Annotated in this window: 16 protein-coding genes; 9 read left to right on the top strand and 7 right to left on the bottom strand. The window is 59.0% G+C overall.

Going from position 1 to position 19,461, the window contains the following annotated elements:
* Positions 1 to 19: 19 nt before the first annotated feature.
* Entirely contained in the window at positions 20 to 2,392 is a 2,373-nt protein-coding gene (locus CRD20_RS01430; protein ID WP_187404709.1) for a Stk1 family PASTA domain-containing Ser/Thr kinase, read from the bottom strand.
* 79 nt (positions 2,393 to 2,471) lie between these two features.
* Here CRD20_RS01430 and CRD20_RS01425 point away from each other — a divergent pair, with 79 nt between their 5' ends.
* The gene (locus CRD20_RS01425) at positions 2,472 to 2,846 is read left to right on the top strand and encodes an Rv2175c family DNA-binding protein (RefSeq protein ID WP_005510311.1); all 375 of its coding nucleotides are present in this window, start codon (positions 2,472 to 2,474) and stop codon (positions 2,844 to 2,846) included.
* 30 nt (positions 2,847 to 2,876) lie between these two features.
* Here the strand turns inward: CRD20_RS01425 and CRD20_RS01420 are convergent, their stop codons facing one another.
* From CRD20_RS01420 to CRD20_RS01405, 4 genes are all read right to left on the bottom strand, one after another.
* On the bottom strand, positions 2,877 to 3,857 hold the full coding sequence (locus tag CRD20_RS01420; RefSeq protein ID WP_187404708.1) for a phytoene/squalene synthase family protein: 981 nt from the start codon (positions 3,855 to 3,857) through the stop codon (positions 2,877 to 2,879).
* A 6-nt stretch (positions 3,858 to 3,863) separates the two neighbouring features.
* Positions 3,864 to 5,480, bottom strand: a complete 1,617-nt coding sequence (locus CRD20_RS01415) for an alpha-(1->6)-mannopyranosyltransferase A (protein ID WP_048731201.1) — start codon at positions 5,478 to 5,480, stop codon at positions 3,864 to 3,866.
* An 86-nt stretch (positions 5,481 to 5,566) separates the two neighbouring features.
* Positions 5,567 to 7,267: a phytoene desaturase family protein gene (gene crtI, locus CRD20_RS01410; protein WP_048731199.1), complete on the bottom strand. Its 1,701-nt coding sequence runs from the start codon at positions 7,265 to 7,267 to the stop codon at positions 5,567 to 5,569.
* An 18-nt stretch (positions 7,268 to 7,285) separates the two neighbouring features.
* Complete coding sequence (locus tag CRD20_RS01405) at positions 7,286 to 8,398, bottom strand: polyprenyl synthetase family protein (RefSeq protein ID WP_048731197.1); 1,113 nt, start codon at positions 8,396 to 8,398, stop codon at positions 7,286 to 7,288.
* 66 nt (positions 8,399 to 8,464) lie between these two features.
* Here CRD20_RS01405 and metF point away from each other — a divergent pair, with 66 nt between their 5' ends.
* Entirely contained in the window at positions 8,465 to 9,451 is a 987-nt protein-coding gene (metF, locus tag CRD20_RS01400; protein WP_048731195.1) for a methylenetetrahydrofolate reductase [NAD(P)H], read from the top strand.
* Between the two features lie 3 nt (positions 9,452 to 9,454).
* On the opposite strand, the gene CRD20_RS01395 is transcribed toward metF, so the two are convergent.
* Positions 9,455 to 10,129: a DUF3153 domain-containing protein gene (locus CRD20_RS01395; protein ID WP_016423011.1), complete on the bottom strand. Its 675-nt coding sequence runs from the start codon at positions 10,127 to 10,129 to the stop codon at positions 9,455 to 9,457.
* A complete protein-coding gene (locus CRD20_RS01390) occupies positions 10,110 to 10,700 on the bottom strand; it encodes a GNAT family N-acetyltransferase (RefSeq protein WP_048731193.1) in 591 nt (196 codons plus the stop codon). Before CRD20_RS01390 ends, CRD20_RS01395 begins: the two co-directional genes overlap by 20 nt.
* Before the next feature lie 206 nt (positions 10,701 to 10,906).
* Here CRD20_RS01390 and CRD20_RS01385 point away from each other — a divergent pair, with 206 nt between their 5' ends.
* The 7 genes from CRD20_RS01385 to CRD20_RS01355 all read left to right on the top strand — a co-directional run bounded on the left by CRD20_RS01385 (position 10,907) and on the right by CRD20_RS01355 (position 19,355).
* Positions 10,907 to 11,395, top strand: a complete 489-nt coding sequence (locus CRD20_RS01385; protein ID WP_048731236.1) for an SAV_6107 family HEPN domain-containing protein — start codon at positions 10,907 to 10,909, stop codon at positions 11,393 to 11,395.
* A 230-nt stretch (positions 11,396 to 11,625) separates the two neighbouring features.
* Positions 11,626 to 12,069 (top strand): DUF3040 domain-containing protein, encoded by a 444-nt coding sequence (locus tag CRD20_RS01380; RefSeq protein WP_048731191.1) that lies wholly within the window; start codon positions 11,626 to 11,628, stop codon positions 12,067 to 12,069.
* A 708-nt stretch (positions 12,070 to 12,777) separates the two neighbouring features.
* Complete coding sequence (gene mraZ / locus CRD20_RS01375) at positions 12,778 to 13,209, top strand: division/cell wall cluster transcriptional repressor MraZ (RefSeq protein ID WP_005510286.1); 432 nt, start codon at positions 12,778 to 12,780, stop codon at positions 13,207 to 13,209.
* Between the two features lie 260 nt (positions 13,210 to 13,469).
* The gene (gene rsmH, locus CRD20_RS01370) at positions 13,470 to 14,510 is read left to right on the top strand and encodes a 16S rRNA (cytosine(1402)-N(4))-methyltransferase RsmH (protein WP_016423007.1); all 1,041 of its coding nucleotides are present in this window, start codon (positions 13,470 to 13,472) and stop codon (positions 14,508 to 14,510) included.
* Between the two features lie 64 nt (positions 14,511 to 14,574).
* Complete coding sequence (locus CRD20_RS01365) at positions 14,575 to 15,390, top strand: hypothetical protein (RefSeq protein ID WP_016423006.1); 816 nt, start codon at positions 14,575 to 14,577, stop codon at positions 15,388 to 15,390.
* A 170-nt stretch (positions 15,391 to 15,560) separates the two neighbouring features.
* The gene (locus CRD20_RS01360; protein WP_187404707.1) at positions 15,561 to 17,642 is read left to right on the top strand and encodes a penicillin-binding protein 2; all 2,082 of its coding nucleotides are present in this window, start codon (positions 15,561 to 15,563) and stop codon (positions 17,640 to 17,642) included.
* A 138-nt stretch (positions 17,643 to 17,780) separates the two neighbouring features.
* Entirely contained in the window at positions 17,781 to 19,355 is a 1,575-nt protein-coding gene (locus CRD20_RS01355; RefSeq protein ID WP_049192947.1) for a UDP-N-acetylmuramoyl-L-alanyl-D-glutamate--2,6-diaminopimelate ligase, read from the top strand.
* Positions 19,356 to 19,461 lie beyond the last annotated feature (106 nt).

Here is a 19,461-nt window from a genome sequence, read left to right as displayed (position 1 = left end):
CATTAGCGCGCCGCACTTTTTACAGAGTGCTGACCGAAATGCTGTCACCCGCCGTGGCCTTAGCGCCCGGTCGGGGTGACTGCAATACGATGCGATCGTCTTCGTTCGCAGAGCCGTCGATGTCGAGCTGAAGATGCTGTTTCTCCGCTTCACGACGTGCCTGCGCAACAGTTTTACCCAGCAGCTGCGGAACCTTCACTGCTCTGGACACCGTCAGCGTGACAGTCGCATCATTGGGGTTAACCAGACGACCTGCACTCGGTGAGACTGCGTCGACACGGCCGTAGTCGCGCGAGGAGGAGGACGCGTCCTTTACTTCGCTTACCTCAATGCCCTCGCGCTGCAGAATTTGGCGAGCAGTATCCTCCGACTTGCCCACTACATTGGGCACTTCGATGCCGTTGTTAATGGTCAACGTCACAGAACTACCGCGTTCGAGGCCAGTGCCTTCCTCAGGAGACACGGAAAGAACCTCTTCCGGCTCAGCAGAGGAGGAGAACTCCGCCGATACCTCCCGGACTTCCAGTCCGGCCTTACTCAACAGCTCACGAGCTTCATCCTCTTGAAGGCCCACGATTTTTGGCACCTTCACCGGTGCTGGCCCCTTGGAGTAATGCACAGTCACAACCGAGCCAACTTCGACGGTCTGTCCTGGAGCAGGAACCGCAAAGACCAAGCCGCCGGTGGAGACATCATCGGAAAAAACGGGGTCTCCGACCTCTTCTTTCAACGTCCGCTTAGCTAGGGCAGCGCTGAATACTTCCTTTGAGTGGTTCGCGGGATATGCGGGCACTGTCGGGCGGCCGAGGCTGACCAGCACGCGAACATCATCACCGCGGACAACCCGCGCTCCAGCCAGGGGGTCCGAGCCAATAATCTGGGACACTGCGACATCGTTGTCGTAGCGCTCATCAACCACCGGTTCAAAGCCCGCCTCACTGATTGCGGTCATCGCCTGTGGTTGCGACAGCCCAGTGATAGAGGGCACTTCGCCGTAACGGCCAGAGCCCAGCCACCATGCGCCAAGCCCCATGCCCAACGTGGCAACCAGGGCGATAATCAGCCACAATGCACATCCACGGCGCGTCCGCTGTCGGGTAGCTCGACGGCTCTTAGGCGTCTGAGTCTGAGCAGATCGCGGCTGCGGATGCTGTGGGTGCTGTGGGCCCTGAGTGTCCGGCGGCAGCGGATATTCCGGAGCGCCTGGAACGTCGGCTGGTACGAGAGCTCCACCAGACGGCTCCGGGGATTCCCAGCCAGGGGGGTTGTACTCGTCATTGCGATCGAAAGTGCGTGTCCGCCCCGCATCCGGGTCGTCGAAATCATCGAAAACGTTTGGTGGTCCCGGTGGTCGGGAAGAAACGGGGCTACCGGGTGCGTCCGTCGAGAAGCCATAGCCGTCGTGACCGAAGCGCTCGGGTGCCGTCTCTGCGGTGCCGTGTCTGTCATCGAAATGGTCGTTGCCCGGTCGGTGGAAGTCCTCTGTGAGCCCCTCCATGGCGGCAGCGTTGGCGGCTGCTGAATTGACGGGCGACGGCACGCGGAATGGTGGCAGCGCGAGTTTGTCCGCAATGTCTTCGAGTGCGTCACCGAATTCCTCGGCCGTCTCAAACCGATCCTCCGGCCTGCGGGAACAAGCGCGGGCGACCAACTCGTCGAACTCCTCGGGAACGCCGTCGATGAACTCCGAGGGTGGCGGGACATCTTCGTTCAATCGCTTCATGGCAACGCCGAGCGAAGAATCGGCGATGAATGGCGTGGTGCCGGTAAGCAGCTCAAAGAGCAAAATACCCGCCGCATACACATCGGATGCAGGGGAGATGGATTCACCCGTGACCTGCTCCGGAGCCAGATAAGCGACGGTGCCGACGATGACCGAGTTAGAGGTCACCTTGGCATCAGCGGCCGCGCGCACTAGACCGAAGTCCGCCAGCTTCACTCGCCCGTCCGAGGCAATCAGCACATTTTCCGGCTTGATATCTCGGTGCACCATGCCGCGGGAATGCGCCACCGATAGGGCGCGTAGAACTGAGCGCATCACGACGGCAGCTGCATGCGGAGGCATCGGACCGCGCTGACGGAGCAGTTCGCGGAGGGTCCCACCGTCGACGAATTCCATAATGAGGAAAACATGCCCCGCCGGGTCCGTGCCCTGGTCGTAGACGTTGACGAGCGACTCGTCATTGAGGTGCGCGACCGCGCGGGCCTCACGTTCGAAGCGGATGCGGAAAGACTCGTCGTCGACAAAACGCGGATCCATGACCTTTGCGGCCACCCTGCGATCGAGCCGCAAATCGGTGGCGCAGTACACGGTGCTCATGCCACCGTGTGCGATGGTGGCTCCGATGCGGTAGCGACCATCGAGAATCTGCCCCTCGACAAGCTGCGACATAAACCAGCCTTCCCTGTTCCAATCAGTTGCTTCTAATAAGTATATGGGGACGTACCTACTGCAAGGCCAACGCGCTAAAGTGACCAGTGTGAGAAAGATTCCAACTTGCCACGATGTCCTGAGCGCCGACGAACCCACTCTTGCGCTGCCCGATGCCGCTGACCTCATTGGCGTCACCGTCACCCGAATTCACGCGTTGCTGCAGGAGGGTCGCCTTATTGCAGTCCACCGCGACGGCATTGCACAAATTCCCGCCCGCTTCTTTGAAGATGATGAGGTCGCGCGTTTTGTACCTGGCGCACTCGCATTGCTTGCCGACGGCGGCTACACGCGAGAAGAAACGCTGGAGTGGCTATTCACCGAAGATGAATCTCTGCCTGGACGTCCGGTGGACGCCCTGCACGGTCACCTTGCACGCGAAGTAATGCGCCGCGCACAGGCTATGGCGTTGTAAAGACCCGGACGGCGTCCTACGCCCGCCGTCCTACGCCCGCGATAGCTCCTGTCGTAATCGCCCGGCCACTGCTGTGAAAAGCAGCGGGAGGGCGATTTTTGCTTTTCGAGCGCGTCCCACTTGAGCGCGTTGCGCAAAGACGTTGTAGTTCATGCGCTCAATTTCGCCGAGAATGTCTGAGTAGAGAATCTCCGCGGCACGGATAGCCTGACGCCCTGGCACCTCTAACATGTCCACGCCGCTGCTGGCTTCGGCATAGAGTGCGCGGTTGCGAGCGATGAAGAAGGCCAATGCCTGACGTACCGCCGGGGTCGCCTGTCCCGTGGCGGCACAGTAGCCGATCTCCTCGGTACCCACTCCGAAGGCCTCCCACTCATTCAGTGGTAGGTAAATACGGCCACGGCGAAAATCCTCGGCGATGTCGCGGAGGAAATTCGTCACCTGAAAGGCTTTTCCCAGGAGCTCTGCGTAGGGAGTGGCTTCCTCGCGGGAGACCCCTGCGCGGGTGCCTAGGATGGGCATCATCTCAAGGCCGATGACTGCTGCGGAGCCCCACATATACGAGTCGAGTTGCTCCCATGTTTCAAAATGCGCAATGTGGCACGATGTGTCGGGCACGTCCATCAACATGGAGTGAACAAAGTCCGCAGAGAGCTGTGGATCGATGTCGTAGTCGCGAAAAGTCTGTGCGGCCGCCGAGATGACGGCACGGTCGCGGTCGCGGTGGACGTCGTCAAGCGAACCGATGACGACAGCTGAGTGGAAAAGCTCGCTTAAACGTGTGACCGTGGCTTCGATGTGCGTGGGGGAGCGGTCGGCGTCGGCGGGGCAGTCGACGTAGTCATCGACGATGCGTGCCCAGGCGTAGAGAGACCACACCGCACGCTGTTGGCGGGGTGCCAATAGTCGCGTGGCCAGGGAATACGTGCGACCGTGGGAGGCCATAATATCGCGGCAGAGCTCGTAGGACTGTGGCAGCGCGATGGTCGAGAGAGGCTGTGGGGTGGGCATGGACAACTATGCGACCTCGGTTGACCGCGACAGGGGTGCCACCGTGGAATCCGTGTCTGCGGCGGTTTTATCGTCGCGCCACGGGTACTTCCAGCTGAATTTTCCAGTGGTCAGCCAGCCGACGGCCAGCCAGCCGAGAACGGTAATGATAACCATCCAGGGCACGTCGTAGAAGCGGTGATTGCCGCCGCCGGCGAAGGACAGCGACAGGATGAATGTGAACAACACGGTGCCTTGAACCACCCATCGTGGCGGGCGAATCGTTCCCATGGGAGTCAATAAGCTGGCGTAGTACCAGGGAAGTGCCACGGCATTAAATACGCAGGCCACCACGTAGGCGGCAATCATGCCAGCGACATTGTTACGAGGGGTGGCTCGGAAGTAGAACCAGGAGATCACGAGTCCCACCAGCATGATGATAGAGGAGACCACGCGTGTGTGGCTGACGATGACATTGAAACCGATGTCGTCGTTGAACCACGCCATGACGCCCGAGATCACACCAGCGACCGCTGACGGTGCTGCCAGGGGGTTAATCACCTTGGTATTGCCACTGATCTCGGAAATCCAGCCCCAGCTCGAGCCGGTCAGCCACGTCACCACTGCAAGCGTGCCGACGCAGACTGCGACCAACACGATGCCCACACCGGCAATCGCCGGAATCTTGCGCAGCATCTCTTGAACCGTGGCGATGGGCTCGCGCCTGGTCAACACAATCCACACGACGAAGGGCAGCGCCAGGACAGCGGTGGCTTTCAGCGCGACGCCGATTCCGATGAGGACAGCAGCGACTAGGCCGCCCCGCATGTGCTCCATGTGCAGTGCGGCGACTAGTGCCAGGCTGACCAATCCGACCATCAGTGCCTCGTTGTGCATACCCGCAATCAGATGCAGTAGCACCAGTGGATTGAGCACACCGAGCCACTGTGCGAAAGCCGGATTTGCTCCAAGCTCCCGGGCGATTCGCGGGATCGACCAGACAATGGCGGCGAAGCCCAGCAGACACACAATGCGGTAGAGAATCACGCCGACGGTGATGTTGTCGCCGACAATCCGCGTGATGACCTCGCCAATTCCCAGATGCAGCGGGCCATACGGGGTGGTGGTATTCCGCCAATCTGCGGATACCTCCAGCAGCATCGGCCCTGGATTAGCTGCAGCTCCCTCGGTGTAGGGATCAAACCCATCGCGGACCATCGCGCCCTGCATGAGATACGAATAGACATCGCGAGAGAACAGCGGTGCGGCCAGCGCGAGGGGAATTGCCCAGGCCAACAGGATTGAATTGAACCGACGCAACGTGGACTCATCGCCGCCAGCGTTCGCTGGAACCGCAGCGTCTGCTGCGTCGCCAGCATGGGCAGAACCGGCCACAATGTCCCGGGTGGTCCCCTTCGAGAACAGCAGTTCCCGCCCGATGCGCAGCCACGAGATAAGCAGCAGGGCGATACCTACCCAAATCACAATCTCACAGAAAATCTGACCGTGACCGTAGGTGATCCAGTCGAGTCCCAGAGCGTGGACAAGGCCGCCACGGTAGCGATTCGCACCGGAACCGTAGGAGCCCAGAGCAATGAGGATGCCACCGTAGACACCCAGCTGAGCACTCCGCGATAAATTCATGTCAACCTAAACAATCGATACATTGCTGATGCATTAATCCTAGTTGGTCAGTGACCACCGGCAGACATCCGGGAGACATTCATGAGCTAAGGCGTTTCAAACCGCTGTGCCGCAAGTCGTCCCGAAATCATGACCGTCGGCACGCCAACCCCCGGCACCGTCGTCGATCCCGCCAGCGTCAGATTCTTTGGCATCTTCGGAGAGAAGTTGCGGGGACGGAACGGCCCCGTCTGTCGGAACAGATGCGCCAGCCCAAACGGCGAGCCAACGCCCATGTCGCGTTCTTGCCACTGCTGAGGGGTATCGATCCGACCGACTCGCCACTTCGTAGAAATCCCGGTCAGTCCGCGCCGCTCCAGCTCAGCGGTTATTTTCGCAACGTAGTCCCCACCGATTCGTGACCAGATCAGATTGGCCGACTGCAAGTTGGGGCACGGCGCGAGCACACTGACGGGCTCCCACTGCACGCCGTTCGCATCTGTGACAATACGCTCCGGCGCGCTCACCGCAGGCCGGGTGACCAGCAATGATGGGTCCGACATTAGCTTTCCATGGCGCGGTGACGAGATCTCCTCAAAGGTTTCGTTCCACTTTTCGCCAAACGAAATCAGGTGATGCCGCTTCGGCCACGTCGCAGTCTCCGAAACCGGAATCAGCCCGTGCGCCACCACCGCCGATGGAGAAAATCGAACTGGGAACAACCGTCGCGCTCCCGTCCGCTTTACGACGCTCCGAAGGCCTCGCCGCTTCGATGAGCTACCGGCGGCAGAGGTAGCCGCGTCGTGAAGCCAGCTCTGCACCACAGGTAAATCGGTCGTAGCGATGACGGCATCGGTGGGACGCTCGCCAGTTGCCGTGGTGATGGCGGAGACAAAGCCTGCTTCGTCAACTTTCAGCCCAGTGACATCAACGCCGAAGTCGATGGTTCCGCCAGCTCGACGGACGGCCTCGGCGAGCAACTCGCTGACGGCGCCTATACCCGAACCAAATGCGGGGGAGTGCGGATAGTAAACCCCCATCGAGGTATCCATGTGGGAAATGCAGCCGTAGACCGCACGGGCCTTAGCGGGAGGCACACCTGCGTAAAGCGCCTGGAAGCTGAAAACGCGAGCGAGATCATTATCTCCGAGGAAGGCACGAATCTTAGGTTCGAGGGCGCCGAAGGCACCGAGTCGGAGGAGCGTAGTGAGGTCGCGAAGCGCGCCGGGCCCGGTGAATAGGTCCGTAACGCGGTCAAAGCTGCGGGACATGAAGTTGTCGAAGCAGGCATTGAAGAGAGTTTGCAGCCACGTGCGAAGTTTGCGGTAACCGGCGACGGTGGAGTCAGAGGCACCGAAGCGCGCGAGTTCATCGGCCATCATGTCTTCGTTGGAAAACACGTCGAGTCCGCCGCGGGTGGCAAATTCCGCACGGTAGGTGGGCGTGATTGGGGAGGCCGAAAAACCCGGGTCGATATCGCGCGCGTAGAGGCCGACGGCGGCGAGGGCATCGTCGACAAGCGAGGGCATGGTCCATACAGTTGCGCCAGTGTCGAAGACTGCGGTGAGCGATTGCTCGTCGATATCGACTGTGATGGGTTCACTGGCGCAGCGTCCGCCGACGAAACTTCCCCGCTCGACAACGGTGACATCGTAGCCATCGGCGATGGCGTAGAGCGCGGCGGTAAGTCCGGACAGGCCTGCGCCGATGATGGTCAGTCGTGGTTTGGAGCCCTTATGAGGACGAGTGACCGCACGTCGCAGACGCGGGGAATTAATGGGGGCACGAGTGGGGGAAGCAGCGGGCATGACTACGCAACACCTGGTCTAATGCTGACGAGCGGTGGCGCGAACGCCCATAGCAATGAGGTTCTCGCGCGACGTTGCAGGCAGGTCGGCATTCTCGATAGTGGAGAAAGCGCGGCTGGTCAGGCGGTCAATTTCACGTTCGACGGCATCGGCAGCGCCGGAATCAGCGATGAGATTTCGTAGCTCATCAATATCTGCAGCAGACGAGACCGCTCCCAGGCGTTCATCGATAAAGCGGGCCTTTTCAGGTGCGGAATCGAGGTAGAGGCTTAAAGCCTGGCCGACCAGTACGGTTCGCTTGCCCTCGCGGAGGTCATCGCCGGCAGGCTTGCCCGTGACTTCGGGATCGCCGAAAACACCCAGCTGATCGTCGCGGAGCTGGAATGCCACACCGATATCGCGGCCGAAGCTGCGGTAGGCCTCAACCAATTCCGCTGGGGCGCCGGCAATCGCAGCACCAATGTGGAGCGGCCGCTCGATGGTGTAGGCGGCGGTCTTGAACAGATTGATTTTCTCAGCGGTCTCGACGCGACTGTCCCGGCTGGCTTCGGCCGTGATATCGAGCAGTTGGCCGCCAAGTACTTCAGTGCGCATCGCCCGCCAGGGGACAAGTGCGCGGGTTAGCGCCTCCGAGCTGAGGCCTGAAGAGTGCATCATGTCATCAGCCCAGGTCAGAGCAACATCGCCAATGAGGATTGCGGCCGAAATACCGAAGCGGTCGGCGGCTCCATTCCAGCTATTGGCCTCGTGCTTGGCCTCGAATACCTTGTGGATAGTCGGTGCGCCACGGCGCGTATCAGCGTCATCGATGATGTCGTCATGAATGAGTGCACAGGCTTGAATGAGTTCCAGGGCGCTCACCGCGTTCATCACAGCCTGGGAATCCTCGGCTGGGGAGAAACGGCCTTCGAGGCCGCCTGCTCCCAACCACCCCTGCCAGGCGAAGGCTGGACGCACGCGCTTGCCCCCATTGAGGACGAAGGAATGGAGCGAATCTATGGCCTCGGTGTACACCGCATCGACCGACGCGACATCGTCGCCACGGCTTTTGAGGTAGTTCTCCAGCGTTTTGGTAACAGCAGCTGGTACTTCGCGGGGCTGCAGCGCGGCCAAATCCAGTTCTTCGCTCATGTGAGCCTCTCGTCGATGACGGGTAATGCTGACTCAAGAATAGGACACCGCTTAGTATGAGTGACTATGTCCTCAACAATGCCACCGTCGCCAGGCCGCCAAGTGACGATCCGCCAGGCGCTTTCAATGCCGAGCGCGGGCAGTATTCCCTTCTCGGTCGAGTTCATGCCCCCGCGTGACGACGCCGCCGAGGAACGTCTTCTTCGAGCAGCTGAGGCTTTCCATGATCTTGGTGCCTCCTTTGCATCCGTGACCTACGGCGCCGGTGGTTCTAGCCGCGACCGCACCCTGCGAATCGCCCAGCGCGTTTCGAGGCAGCCGCTTACAACGCTTGTGCACCTGACATTGGTAGAGCACACTGTCGACGAGCTGCGGGAAATCCTGCGCTCTTATCTCAGCGCGGGGCTGACGAATCTGCTTGTTCTGCGTGGTGACCCACCGGGAGACCCGCTTGGTCCTTGGGTGGAGACCGAGGGCGGTCTGCACTACGCCAGCGAGCTGATTGAGCTGATTAAGGCCGAGCCGGAGTTCGAGAAGTTTGAAATCGGCATTGCGTCGTTTCCGGAAGGACACTACCGCTCGCCGGATTTGGACCATGATACGCAGTACACGCTGGCCAAGCTGCGCGCGGGAGCCGAATACTCGATTACGCAGATGTTCTTCGATATTGAGCACTACTTACGCCTTCGAGACCGCCTGGTGGAAGCCGACCCAGTGCACGGTGCCAAGCCCATCATTCCGGGGCTGATGCCGATTACATCGCTGCGCTCAGTGCGCAGGCAGGTTGAGCTCTCCGGGGCACAGTTGTCATCCGATTTGGAGGAACGCCTGATTAAGGCAGCAGATGGTGACGAGCAGGCCAATAAAGATGAGATTCGCAAGATTGGTATCGAGTTTTCGACCAACATGGCAGAGCGGCTCATCGCCGAAGGCGTGCCGGGGCTGCACTTTATGACTATGAACTTCGCTCGCGCCTCCCAGGAAGTTTTGCACAACCTCGGCATGGCGCCCGAATGGGGCACCGGCCAGGATATGCTGCGCGGCGGTTTTTAATTGCTAAAAGTCCTGCATGTCGCGAACTCTTCGCGCCCACAGGACACCTAGCACTGAGGCTAGGACACCGGCGGCTGTGGTCACACCGGCAAATAATAGGAATTGATTCCGCTTGGTGGATCCAGCCGGCGACGAAGCCCATACATTATGGTTCTCGCCACTGGCGAGCTGCCATTCCACCTTGTTCGGTTCGGTCTGGCGGCCATTGGAGTCAGTAACCTGCTCCGGGAACGCGACGACGAAATCAACCTTCGCGCCGGGCAGGTGAGTCAAATCCATGTGGCCGTTCATCGAAATCTTGCCGCCACCGGTACGGTCTAGGTCGATGTCTACGCGATCGTCGGAAAGCTGTCGGAGCGTATCGGTGAGTTCAATGAAGTGCAGCTCGTTGAACGAGACTTCCATCTTTCCTGTGGAGGAGTCGATTACTCCCTGCGAGACGCGGTCGGAGAGATCTTCCGGTACTTGCCACTGCTCAAATTGGGAACGGACTTCCTCCGTGGGTGTTACGTGAATTGTGCCCGAGACCCTGTCGTCGCCGGAAATGGTAATGCCAGCCTGTGCGTCAAAGCAGCCGCTGAGCGGCAAGATGGCGGCAATTCCGGCCATTGCTGTGGCAATGCGCAGAGGCGAAAGCCGTCGACGTGGTGTGGAAGGTTCACTCGGTGATGATGTCACGGGGAAGATCTACTCCTAGAACTGCGAAGGGACGGGAGTCCCCTGTGAAATAAAAGTTCCTTAAAACATCCTTGAAACCAAATTGGCGGTAGAGCTGCCATGCCCTATTGGCCTCATTCGGGTATTCCGGGGTTGACAACAGAACTCGCGTCTCTGGGCGGGAATCGACCAACTCGCGGAGCAGTCGTTTACCGAGTCCCCGCCCCTGAAAGCTGGGGTGTATGTGAATCTCAGACAGTTCGGCGTAGTTGCCCAAGAGCTTGACGACGTCCGGTAGCGAGCGCCCGTCCATGAGCAGTCCATCTCTTACCTGGCGATACCACCAGTGCGTGTCCAATCCTGTACGGCAGTAGCCGATGCCAACCAACCTGCAGCGCGGGTCGCGGAGAGCCTGGGCAGGGGAGAGCTCTTTGGGGTGAGCTATGGCTGCAGCAGCCATGAAGCCGGGTTGAGTGGTTTGCTTCTGCCATTCGTGGAGACGACCGGGCAAGATTGCGGGGTTGTACTGCATCGCGGTGATGTAGAGAGCCACTGCTTCTTGCAGGCGGAGATTGAAGTCTCCTGCTGTCATCGGAACCACGCTGTATTTCACAGTGACCAGATTAGCGACTTGGACGAACTTAGTTGTGAGATTACTGCAATAACATCGAGTCGAACAGGTGTGCGAAAGTGCGCATGGCGTAGTCCGGGCTTGGGGATAGATTGCAGTCAATCCCGCTAAGGAGAAGCGGAAAATCCGTGCTCATGTGAATGCTGTGTGAAAGGAGAAGCAGGGTGGTGGCAAGGTCGAACGTGGTGGAGTTTAGGGCGATTTCGCAGTCGGGTTCGGTCGCCCCGGTCGGTGTCTCAAGGCAATCGCTGGAGCTGCTGGGGCGGGCAGAGGCTCTGCTAGCGAATGCTCGGAATGCCAGCTCTGATGAGATGTTGGAGCTTTCCTACTGTGCGGCGCTGCGTTGCGCAGGCGCGCTGTTGAATCGCGACGATGTGTCGGTGGCTGGGGGTTCTGGCTCGGGCGCTCGTTCGGGCTCGGTAGTTAAGCGTCGTCGTTCGGCAACACAGAGTGCCTGGTTGCGTTTAAAGAAAGAGCAGCCCGAATTTGATAGCTGGGTCACCAAGTTTGAGCAGTTCACCGCGCTGCGTGAGGAAGTCCGGTTGGGTATTTCGCGTCGCATTGACTCTCGGCGGGCGCAGGAGTTGTGGGATTTAAGTTGTGCATTCTTGGGGGCTGTCCGGGCTGAGCTGGGTGTTCTGCCCGCAGCTGCGTAAGCCGGTGGGGGCGTGTTAGAGCGTTGCTTTCCTAAATAAATGGGGGATTGTTCGGATTCATGGAACAATAGAGGTGAGTCGCCCGTTGAAGGGGTAAGAATGAAGCTAACGGACGCCGCGTTAGCAGCACGTGGCCTGTAATTAACTTTGTTGTATCGGCATTGTTAGTTGAGGGGTCAAGGCTCGCCAGTATCGCGGTGGGCAATGCTCAAGTAGGCGATGGAGGAATTGTGGGACTATCTGAGCACGAACAGCGGATGCTCGACGAAATCGAGTCTGCACTCTACGCTGAGGATCCTAAATTTAGTTCGACGATGGCCGGAAATGCGTTCAGCTTTCCGGAGGAAAACAGCGCACCTCGTGGGTTTTCCATCCAGGTTTTTGCGCTCATGCTCCTCGGTCTGCTGATGTTGATTGGCGGCGTCGCTCTTTTCTCTGTGAGCAATTGGTTCATTGTGTTATCGGTTGCCGGCTTTGGCCTTATGTTCGGTTCCGGCGTTTGGGCTCTGACCGGCGCCGGTAAGCAGGAGAAGGCTAGTTCTGCTTCGGGGCTGAGCTTTGGAAAGACTAAGTCCGGGGCGGCAAAGAGTCGTCGAGGGACCTCGGGTAGCCGTGGCTCCTCTGGTGATTCCACGTTGGAATCGCGTTTCCGTGGCCGCTTCGAGGGGCGTTAGGGGATAAGCCTCAAGAATTAACAAGTGAGGGCAAGCCAGCGATGGCTTGCTCTCACTTTTTTGTTTTTCTAGACGTGAATCGTCTCCACAAGATCTCACCCACTTTGCCCCACCCCGAGTCTCCACTTTCCCCCACTTAGCTATTGGGATGGAGGAATTCTTATCTGCGGTCGTTGTTGGTATCTCCGAAAGTTTGGCTCTGGCGACATAAAATTGCAGGTCAACGCGCTAAGTCTGGCGACCAGGTTGAATCTGGATGGTTTTTAGCAGGTAAGTGGTGGGTAGTGGGGCGTAAACTGCTTTCTGTTAACAATGTGGTTGGTGTGGCGTCGTTATCGGCGTGGTTGCGGGTGGGTGCCCCACTTTTTATTCGCGCTTTAATTGTCGAGGTGATTCTTTAAAAGTCCAGGTCAATTGGGTTAAAGTGGATGTCCTGGCGGCGGGGTTGCGCTGATTCTGTGACTATTTTTCTTCTTCTTGTGTTGATAGTGGAAGATAGTGGGGTAAAGTGGGGCGTGATGTTGATTGAGGTTGGTCAACATTGCAGAAGTGAATATCCGATTTGCGCTTAAAGTTTGGCGAGATTTTGGCACTGCGGTAAAGCACAGCCCTCCGGCTCTGCTTGAAGGCAACGCCTAAATCCCTGAATTCGGTAAGCGTTTGTGCGTTGACATTGAGGTTGACACGGGGATAGGAGGCCAGTGACGCATGTTTCTGGGCACCTATACGCCGAAGCTTGATGACAAAGGGCGCCTGACGTTGCCAGCGAAGTTCCGTGAGGATCTCGCAGGTGGCCTGATGGTCACTAAAGGGCAGGATCATTCTCTGGCGGTGTATCCGAAAGAGGAGTTCGTCAAATTAGCTCAGCGGGCTACTAAGGCCTCTCGTACGAATGCCAAGGCGCGAGCTTTCATCCGAAATCTTGCGGCGAGCACCGATGAGCAGCGTCCTGATGGCTCGGGGCGAATCACGTTATCGATGGATCACCGTCGGTACGCGAATCTCTCCAAGGAGTGCGTGGTTATCGGCTCTATTGACTTTCTGGAGATCTGGGACAAAGAGTCCTGGGAGGCCTACCAGGCGGAGCATGAAGCTGATTTCTCCGAAGGTGAGGATGACTCGCTGTTCGGCGTTTTATAAACCGCTTGGAATAACCGAAAAGAGGGAATGTCCGCATGGACTCTGCCTGATAGCCCCTGGTGTACTTCCCCGATACCAGGTTCTGTCAGGCGGGGCCCTGTGAACATCCCCGCTTTTTGTTTTAAGCACCGATAGCAGCATTCCCAGTAGTGCTCATGAGGTGCGGTCTGGTTGCTGGCGCGGCACTCGTCGTTAAGCAAACCGGGAATACACTCGATAGATTCTCTGACCAGTGCGAACATACCCGGTGAGGAGGGGAAATGAACGGATCGGCACCTGCGGATGATCGCAAGTCCGGCGAGTTTGGTCATGTCCCCGTTTTGCTTCATCGAGTAACTGATTTGTTGCGCCCGGGCATCGAGGCACTGGGTGACGACGCAGTAGTTGTCGACGGCACTCTTGGTGCCGGTGGACACACGGAATACCTGTTGGAGCAGTTCCCGAAGCTCTGCGTTGTTGGACTCGATCGCGATGACAATGCATTGCGAGGGGCAGAAGAACGTCTCGCGCGCTTCGGTGATCGCTTTGTAGGGTTCCGTGTGCGTTTCGATTCGCTCGCCGAGGTGCTCAGTGGTGAAATTTCTGCAGCCGCGGGTGGAAGTGGCGCGGAGGACATTCTCGCCCGCGCCGCTGAGAAGGGCATTGCAGGTGCGCTTTTCGATCTCGGTGTTTCCTCGATGCAGCTTGACCAAGTCAATCGTGGATTCGCCTACCGAGTCGACGCCCCGCTGGACATGCGCATGGATGCAAGCCAGGGGATTACCGCAGCGGATGTGCTCAATACCTATTCGCACGGTGATATCGCGCGCATCCTATCGACTTACGGCGACGAGCGCTTCGCCGGCAAGATCGCCTCGGCAGTCCTGCGTGAGCGGGAGAAGGAACCGTTTACGACCTCCGGTCGTCTGGTCGAGCTGCTCTACGAAACCATTCCGGCGGCATCTCGCCGCAAGGGCGGACACCCGGCCAAGCGTACGTTTCAGGCTCTTCGTATCGAGGTAAATCGTGAGCTTGAAGCTCTGGAAAATGTACTGCCACAGGTCTGCAATGCACTCGCAGTCGATGGGCGTGCAGTGTTCATGAGCTACCAGAGTCTGGAAGACCGCATCGTCAAGAAGGACTTTGCGGAGCGCGTGAAGTCGACAACCCCACCGGGGCTCCCGATGGAGCTTCCGGGGCATGAACCGCACTTTGCTCTCATCACGAGAGGTGCGGAGAAGGCGTCGGCAAGCGAGATCGAAGACAACCCCCGAGCCGCACCGGTGAGAGTTCGCTGTATCGAGCGGATTCGAGCCGATTGACCCAAACCTTTCAACCGCACCAAACGCACCCTTAACGATCTAAGTACTGGGAGAACTTTCGAGCATGGCAACGACAATCACGGAGCACGCCCCCACCCGGCGCACCTCCCGCGGCGCATCTGCAACCGTCGCCGGTGCCAAGACGAAGACTCGTCAGCGCGGTCGCAGCGCCCGCACGAAACAGGATCTTTATCAGCGCCGGCGGTTTGGGCGCACAGGTTCTCAGCAGGTCATCTCGGTGCGTGGGCGTCGCGTTACGACGTCCTCGAGGGATAACCACAAGTTTGCCGGTGCGGCCGTGATGATCATTCTCGTCGTTGCCGGAATCGTGGCGGCGATGTGGCTGTCGGGTATTTCGACCTCGACATCCTTGCAGCTGGATGCTGCGCAGACCAAGGAAAAGGAGCTGCGTAACCAGCTGGAGGTGCTCGAGCGGGATGTTGCTTACATGAAGTCAACCGGTGCTATCGCGCAGCGTGCTGTGGAAGAGGGCATGGTCAATCCGGAGCAGCCTGCCGTTTTGACGACCGATCCGGAAGGCAAGGTCGTGGAAGTGCGACCGGGCGATGAGAAGCAGCAGAAGATTGTCGACCTCAATAACGAGTCGCCGAATATTCCGCATGCGCCGTCGTCGAACCCGAAGGACACCGAGAATGTTCCGGGGATGCAGGCACCGGCCATTGAGGAAGCGCACCCACGTCCGAACGGGTTGCCGGCAACCGCTCCGTATGCGCCGCAGAACCATGAGCCCGCACCAGCACCTGCGCCGGCTCCGGCACCCGCGCCTGAGGCTGAAGCGCCAGCGCCAGCCCCAGAAGCGCCAGCCGCGGCGCCGGAAGCACCGGAAGCTCCGGCACCCGAGCCAGCTCCAGCACCGTAGGAACTTAGAAAACAAACTGGGCCAAACTGGCCAACTGTCCGATATTCTGGCGGTTCCACTGTTTCTGGTCAGTCGACTGTAGACTAATTAATTCAGTACTCGCGATGGCAGGGAATACCGCCTAACGTTATCGCGCGCGGGAGAATCGACTTAGTAGAAAGCACTAGCGCATGATTCGATCTGAAGACGACTACCCCAACCGTGGAGGGGGGTATGACTTCGGCGAACGTGCTTACCGAATTACATCCCGTGAGCGCAGAGGCCAAAGTCGCGTTCGGGATGGTCAGCGCAGCCGGGGGCTCGATGCTAAAACCAACCGAAGCGTGCCCCCGCGCGAAAAAATACGCATTAGTAATAAGGACTTCATCCGACGTCGCAACTGGCTGCAGTTTATAGGCGCTATCGCAGTTGTAGTGCTGGTCTCCCGTTTGGCTTGGGTGCAGCTCGTCGCAGGTCCTGACCTGTCGGCGGCGGCGCAGAATCAGCGCACGGTGGAAGTTGTTGATGCAGCTCGGCGCGGTGCGATTCTCGATCGTAACGGAGCTCAGCTTGCCTTCACTATGGAGGCACGCAGTATTACCGTTCACCCGAACACTTTGCGCAAGTGGATTGGGGACGCCCATAAGCAGCGCCCGGATGATGTCGCTACCTACGATGAACGCCTCGAGCAGATCGCCAAGGATTTGCCGAAGCTACTCGACGTGGCCGACATCGACGCGGAGAAGTCGGGAAGCAGTCGCCGTCGTCAAGCGGAACCCGAAACCGAGGAGAACTCGGTGATGAGCGCGCCGTCCCGGGTGAGCTCGAAGGACATTCTGGAGAAGCTGCGCAATGAGGACAGCACCTATGAGGTGCTCGTGCGTAATGTCGACCCGGACAAGGCCGCTGCCATCGTGGAAAAGTATCCGGAACTGGTGGCGGAGCGTCAGGATATTCGCCAGTACCCGAATGGGGCGACGGCGGCTAACGTCATCGGCAAGATTGGCATGGATGGCGTCGGCCAGTTCGGCTTTGAAGCCTCTCGTGATGCCACTTTGCAGGGTATTAACGGTGGCAAGACCATTGATATCGCCTCTAACGGTGTGGCAATCCCGGGATCCACGCGCGATGTCCACGCAGCTGTGGACGGTACGACTTACGAGCTGACCCTGGACCTCGACATGCAGTACTTTGTCCAGCAGCAGGTCAACCAGGCGAAGGCCAACTCGGGAGCGAAGGATGCGTCGGCAGTCGTGCTCGACGCGAAGACCGGCGAAGTGCTTGCAATGGCGCAGGCGGACACGGCTAACCCGAATAAGGATATGGGGGCCGAGCTCGAAGAGGGGCGCACTATCGGAAACTCCGCTGTATCGAACCCATTTGAGCCGGGCTCTGTAGCAAAGATCATTACCGCCGCGGCCGCTATCGAAGATGGCAAGACCACACCGGATGAGGTTCTGCAGGTCCCGGGCACGATTGATATGGCGGGTGTCACCGTGCGCGATGCATGGGAGCACGGCACGGAAGCTTTCACGACGACCGGTGTATTCGGCAAGTCCTCCAATGTCGGCACCCTAATGCTGGCAGAGCGTTTGGGTCAGGACCGCTTCGCTGAGATGCTGCATCTCTTCGGGCTGGGGCAGTCCACGGGTATCGAGTTGCCCAGTGAATCGTCCGGCTTTGTGCCACAGCGTCCGCAGTGGTCCGGCGGTACATTTGCGAACCTGCCCATTGGTCAGGGTATGGCCATGACACTGCTGCAGATGACAGGAGTTTTCCAGGCAATCGCCAACGATGGCGAGCGCATCCCGCCGCGTATGATTCGTTCGACAATTTCCCCGGACGGCACGAAGACGGCAACAGAGCGCCCGGAAACAGTGCGTGTGGTTAGCCCGGAGACCGCCCAAACTGTGCGCGCTATGTTTGAAGGCGTTATGCAGTCTGATCCCACGGGGCAGCAGTCGGGTACCGCGGCCGGCAATAGTATTGAGGGATACTCGCTCACAGGCAAGACAGGTACGGCGCAGAAGTTTGACCCCGACACCGGCGCGTACTCGAATTCCAAGTACCACATCACGTTTGCAGGCATCGCGCCTGCCGACGATCCCCGTTTTGTCATTGGCATTATGCTTGACGAACCCCAGCGTGGTGTCCATGGTGACGGCGGTCAGTCAGCAGCCCCACTGTTTAAGGACATCGCCGCTTGGGCGCTTAACCGCTACAACGTACCGCCGTCGCCACCCCGCGAGGGCAAGTTGTTGCTGCAGCCGTAACGAGGTCACCACCACAATGAAGTTACCGCGACAGCACTAATACACAGACTTTTATTACTTTGGTTTCTGCAAAGTGAATCTCTTGAATTTTTCCAACCTGTTGTACACCAACGACTGACTTGAAAGAGGGAACAGCCAATGACCGCCACCCTTGCGAAATTGTGTAACCTCGCGCATGGCCGACTTGACGGCATTACCGAATCCGCGGCGGCAGGAGCGGATATCGCCGCAATCGAACTCAACGCTGCCGAAGTGCCTGAAGGCGGAATGTTTGCTGCCGTCCCAGGTACTCGCACGCATGGTGCGCGCTACGCGCAGCAGTCGGCTGCTACAGCGATCCTGACTGATGAGGAAGGTCTGAAAATCCTGCGGGAAGCAGGGGAGACTCGACCAGTCCTGGTTGTCGACGATGTCCGGGCCGTCATGGGGCACGTTGCTGCAGAAATCTACGATCACCCCTCGGATTCACTGACCATCATTGGGGTTACCGGCACCTCTGGCAAGACCACCACGACCTACATGCTGGAGGGCGCGCTCCTGGCAGCTGGATGCTCGACAGGCATCATTGGTACTACCGGCACGCGCATCAATGGCCGTGCCGTTCCGTCGAGCCTGACTACCCCAGAAGCTCCGGCCCTCCAGCGCCTGTTCCACCAGATGCTCTCCGAGGGGGTGACGCACGTTGTCATGGAGGTTTCTTCTCACGCACTGTCGTTGGGGCGTGTAGACGGAGTCAGTTTCGAGGTCGGGTGTTTCCTCAACCTCTCGCAGGATCATCTGGACTTCCACAAGACCTTGGAAGAGTATTTCCAAGCCAAGGCCAAGCTCTTTGATCCCGCAGGTCCGACACATGCACCGAAGGCTGTCGTGTGCATCGACGACGACTGGGGTGTCCGCATGGCAGATATCGCTGCCGGCGACCCGGATGTCCAAGTCACCACTGTCCATACTCAGCATCGCGTAACCGACAAGACGCCAGCTGCCGAGGTCTTTGCAGAATGGCACGCCGCTGCAGCCACTGTCGCCACCAACGGTGTCCAACATGTGGAGCTAACGCGAAATAACACTGACACAGTTGAGGTGGAAGTTCCTCTGCCGGGTGCTTTCAACGTTGCCAATGCCGCAGTCGCATGGGCTGTGCTCGATGCGATTGGGCATGCCAATCACGCGGCCAAGAGCGGTCTGGCACAGGTGCGTGTGCCAGGCCGCATGGAGCGCATCGATCGCGGACAGGACTTCCTGGCTGTGGTGGACTATGCCCACAAGCCAGCCGCAGTAGCTGAAGTGTTGGCCACCTTGCGTGCACAGACCGAAGGTCGCGTGCTGGTTGTCGTCGGCGCCGGTGGCGACCGCGATAGTGCCAAGCGTCCAATTATGGGAGCTGAGGCTGCATACGGTGCCGATGTCGTCATCATCACCGATGACAATCCACGCTCCGAGGTGCCCTCTGAAATCCGTGCGGCCGTGGTCGCCGGTGCGAAGGAAGCGGTTGCCAGCGGCAAGGCCAGTTCTGACACGGTTGTTGAGGAAATCGGCGATCGCGGCCAGGCAATTCGCCGTGTCGTCGAGCTCGCCCACAGCGGCGACAGCATCGTGGTGGCAGGCAAGGGACACGAAACCGGCCAGAATATCGGTGGCGTAATTCACCCGTTCGATGACCGTGAACAGCTGGCCGAAGCACTCACACAGCGACTGGAGGGATCCGCTGATTGAGATTGCTGAAATCGCTGAGGAAGCGCACCACCTGACATGCCTACCGCGAACCATTCGCGGTAGGCGAATAAAATCAAGAAATCATCCTTTACTAGGCGCCTGGAAC

The organism is Corynebacterium sp. LK33 (assembly GCF_014334955.1).
GTDB lineage: Bacteria > Actinomycetota > Actinomycetes > Mycobacteriales > Mycobacteriaceae > Corynebacterium > Corynebacterium jeikeium_D.
This window is presented reverse-complemented; position numbering and strand designations above follow the sequence as displayed.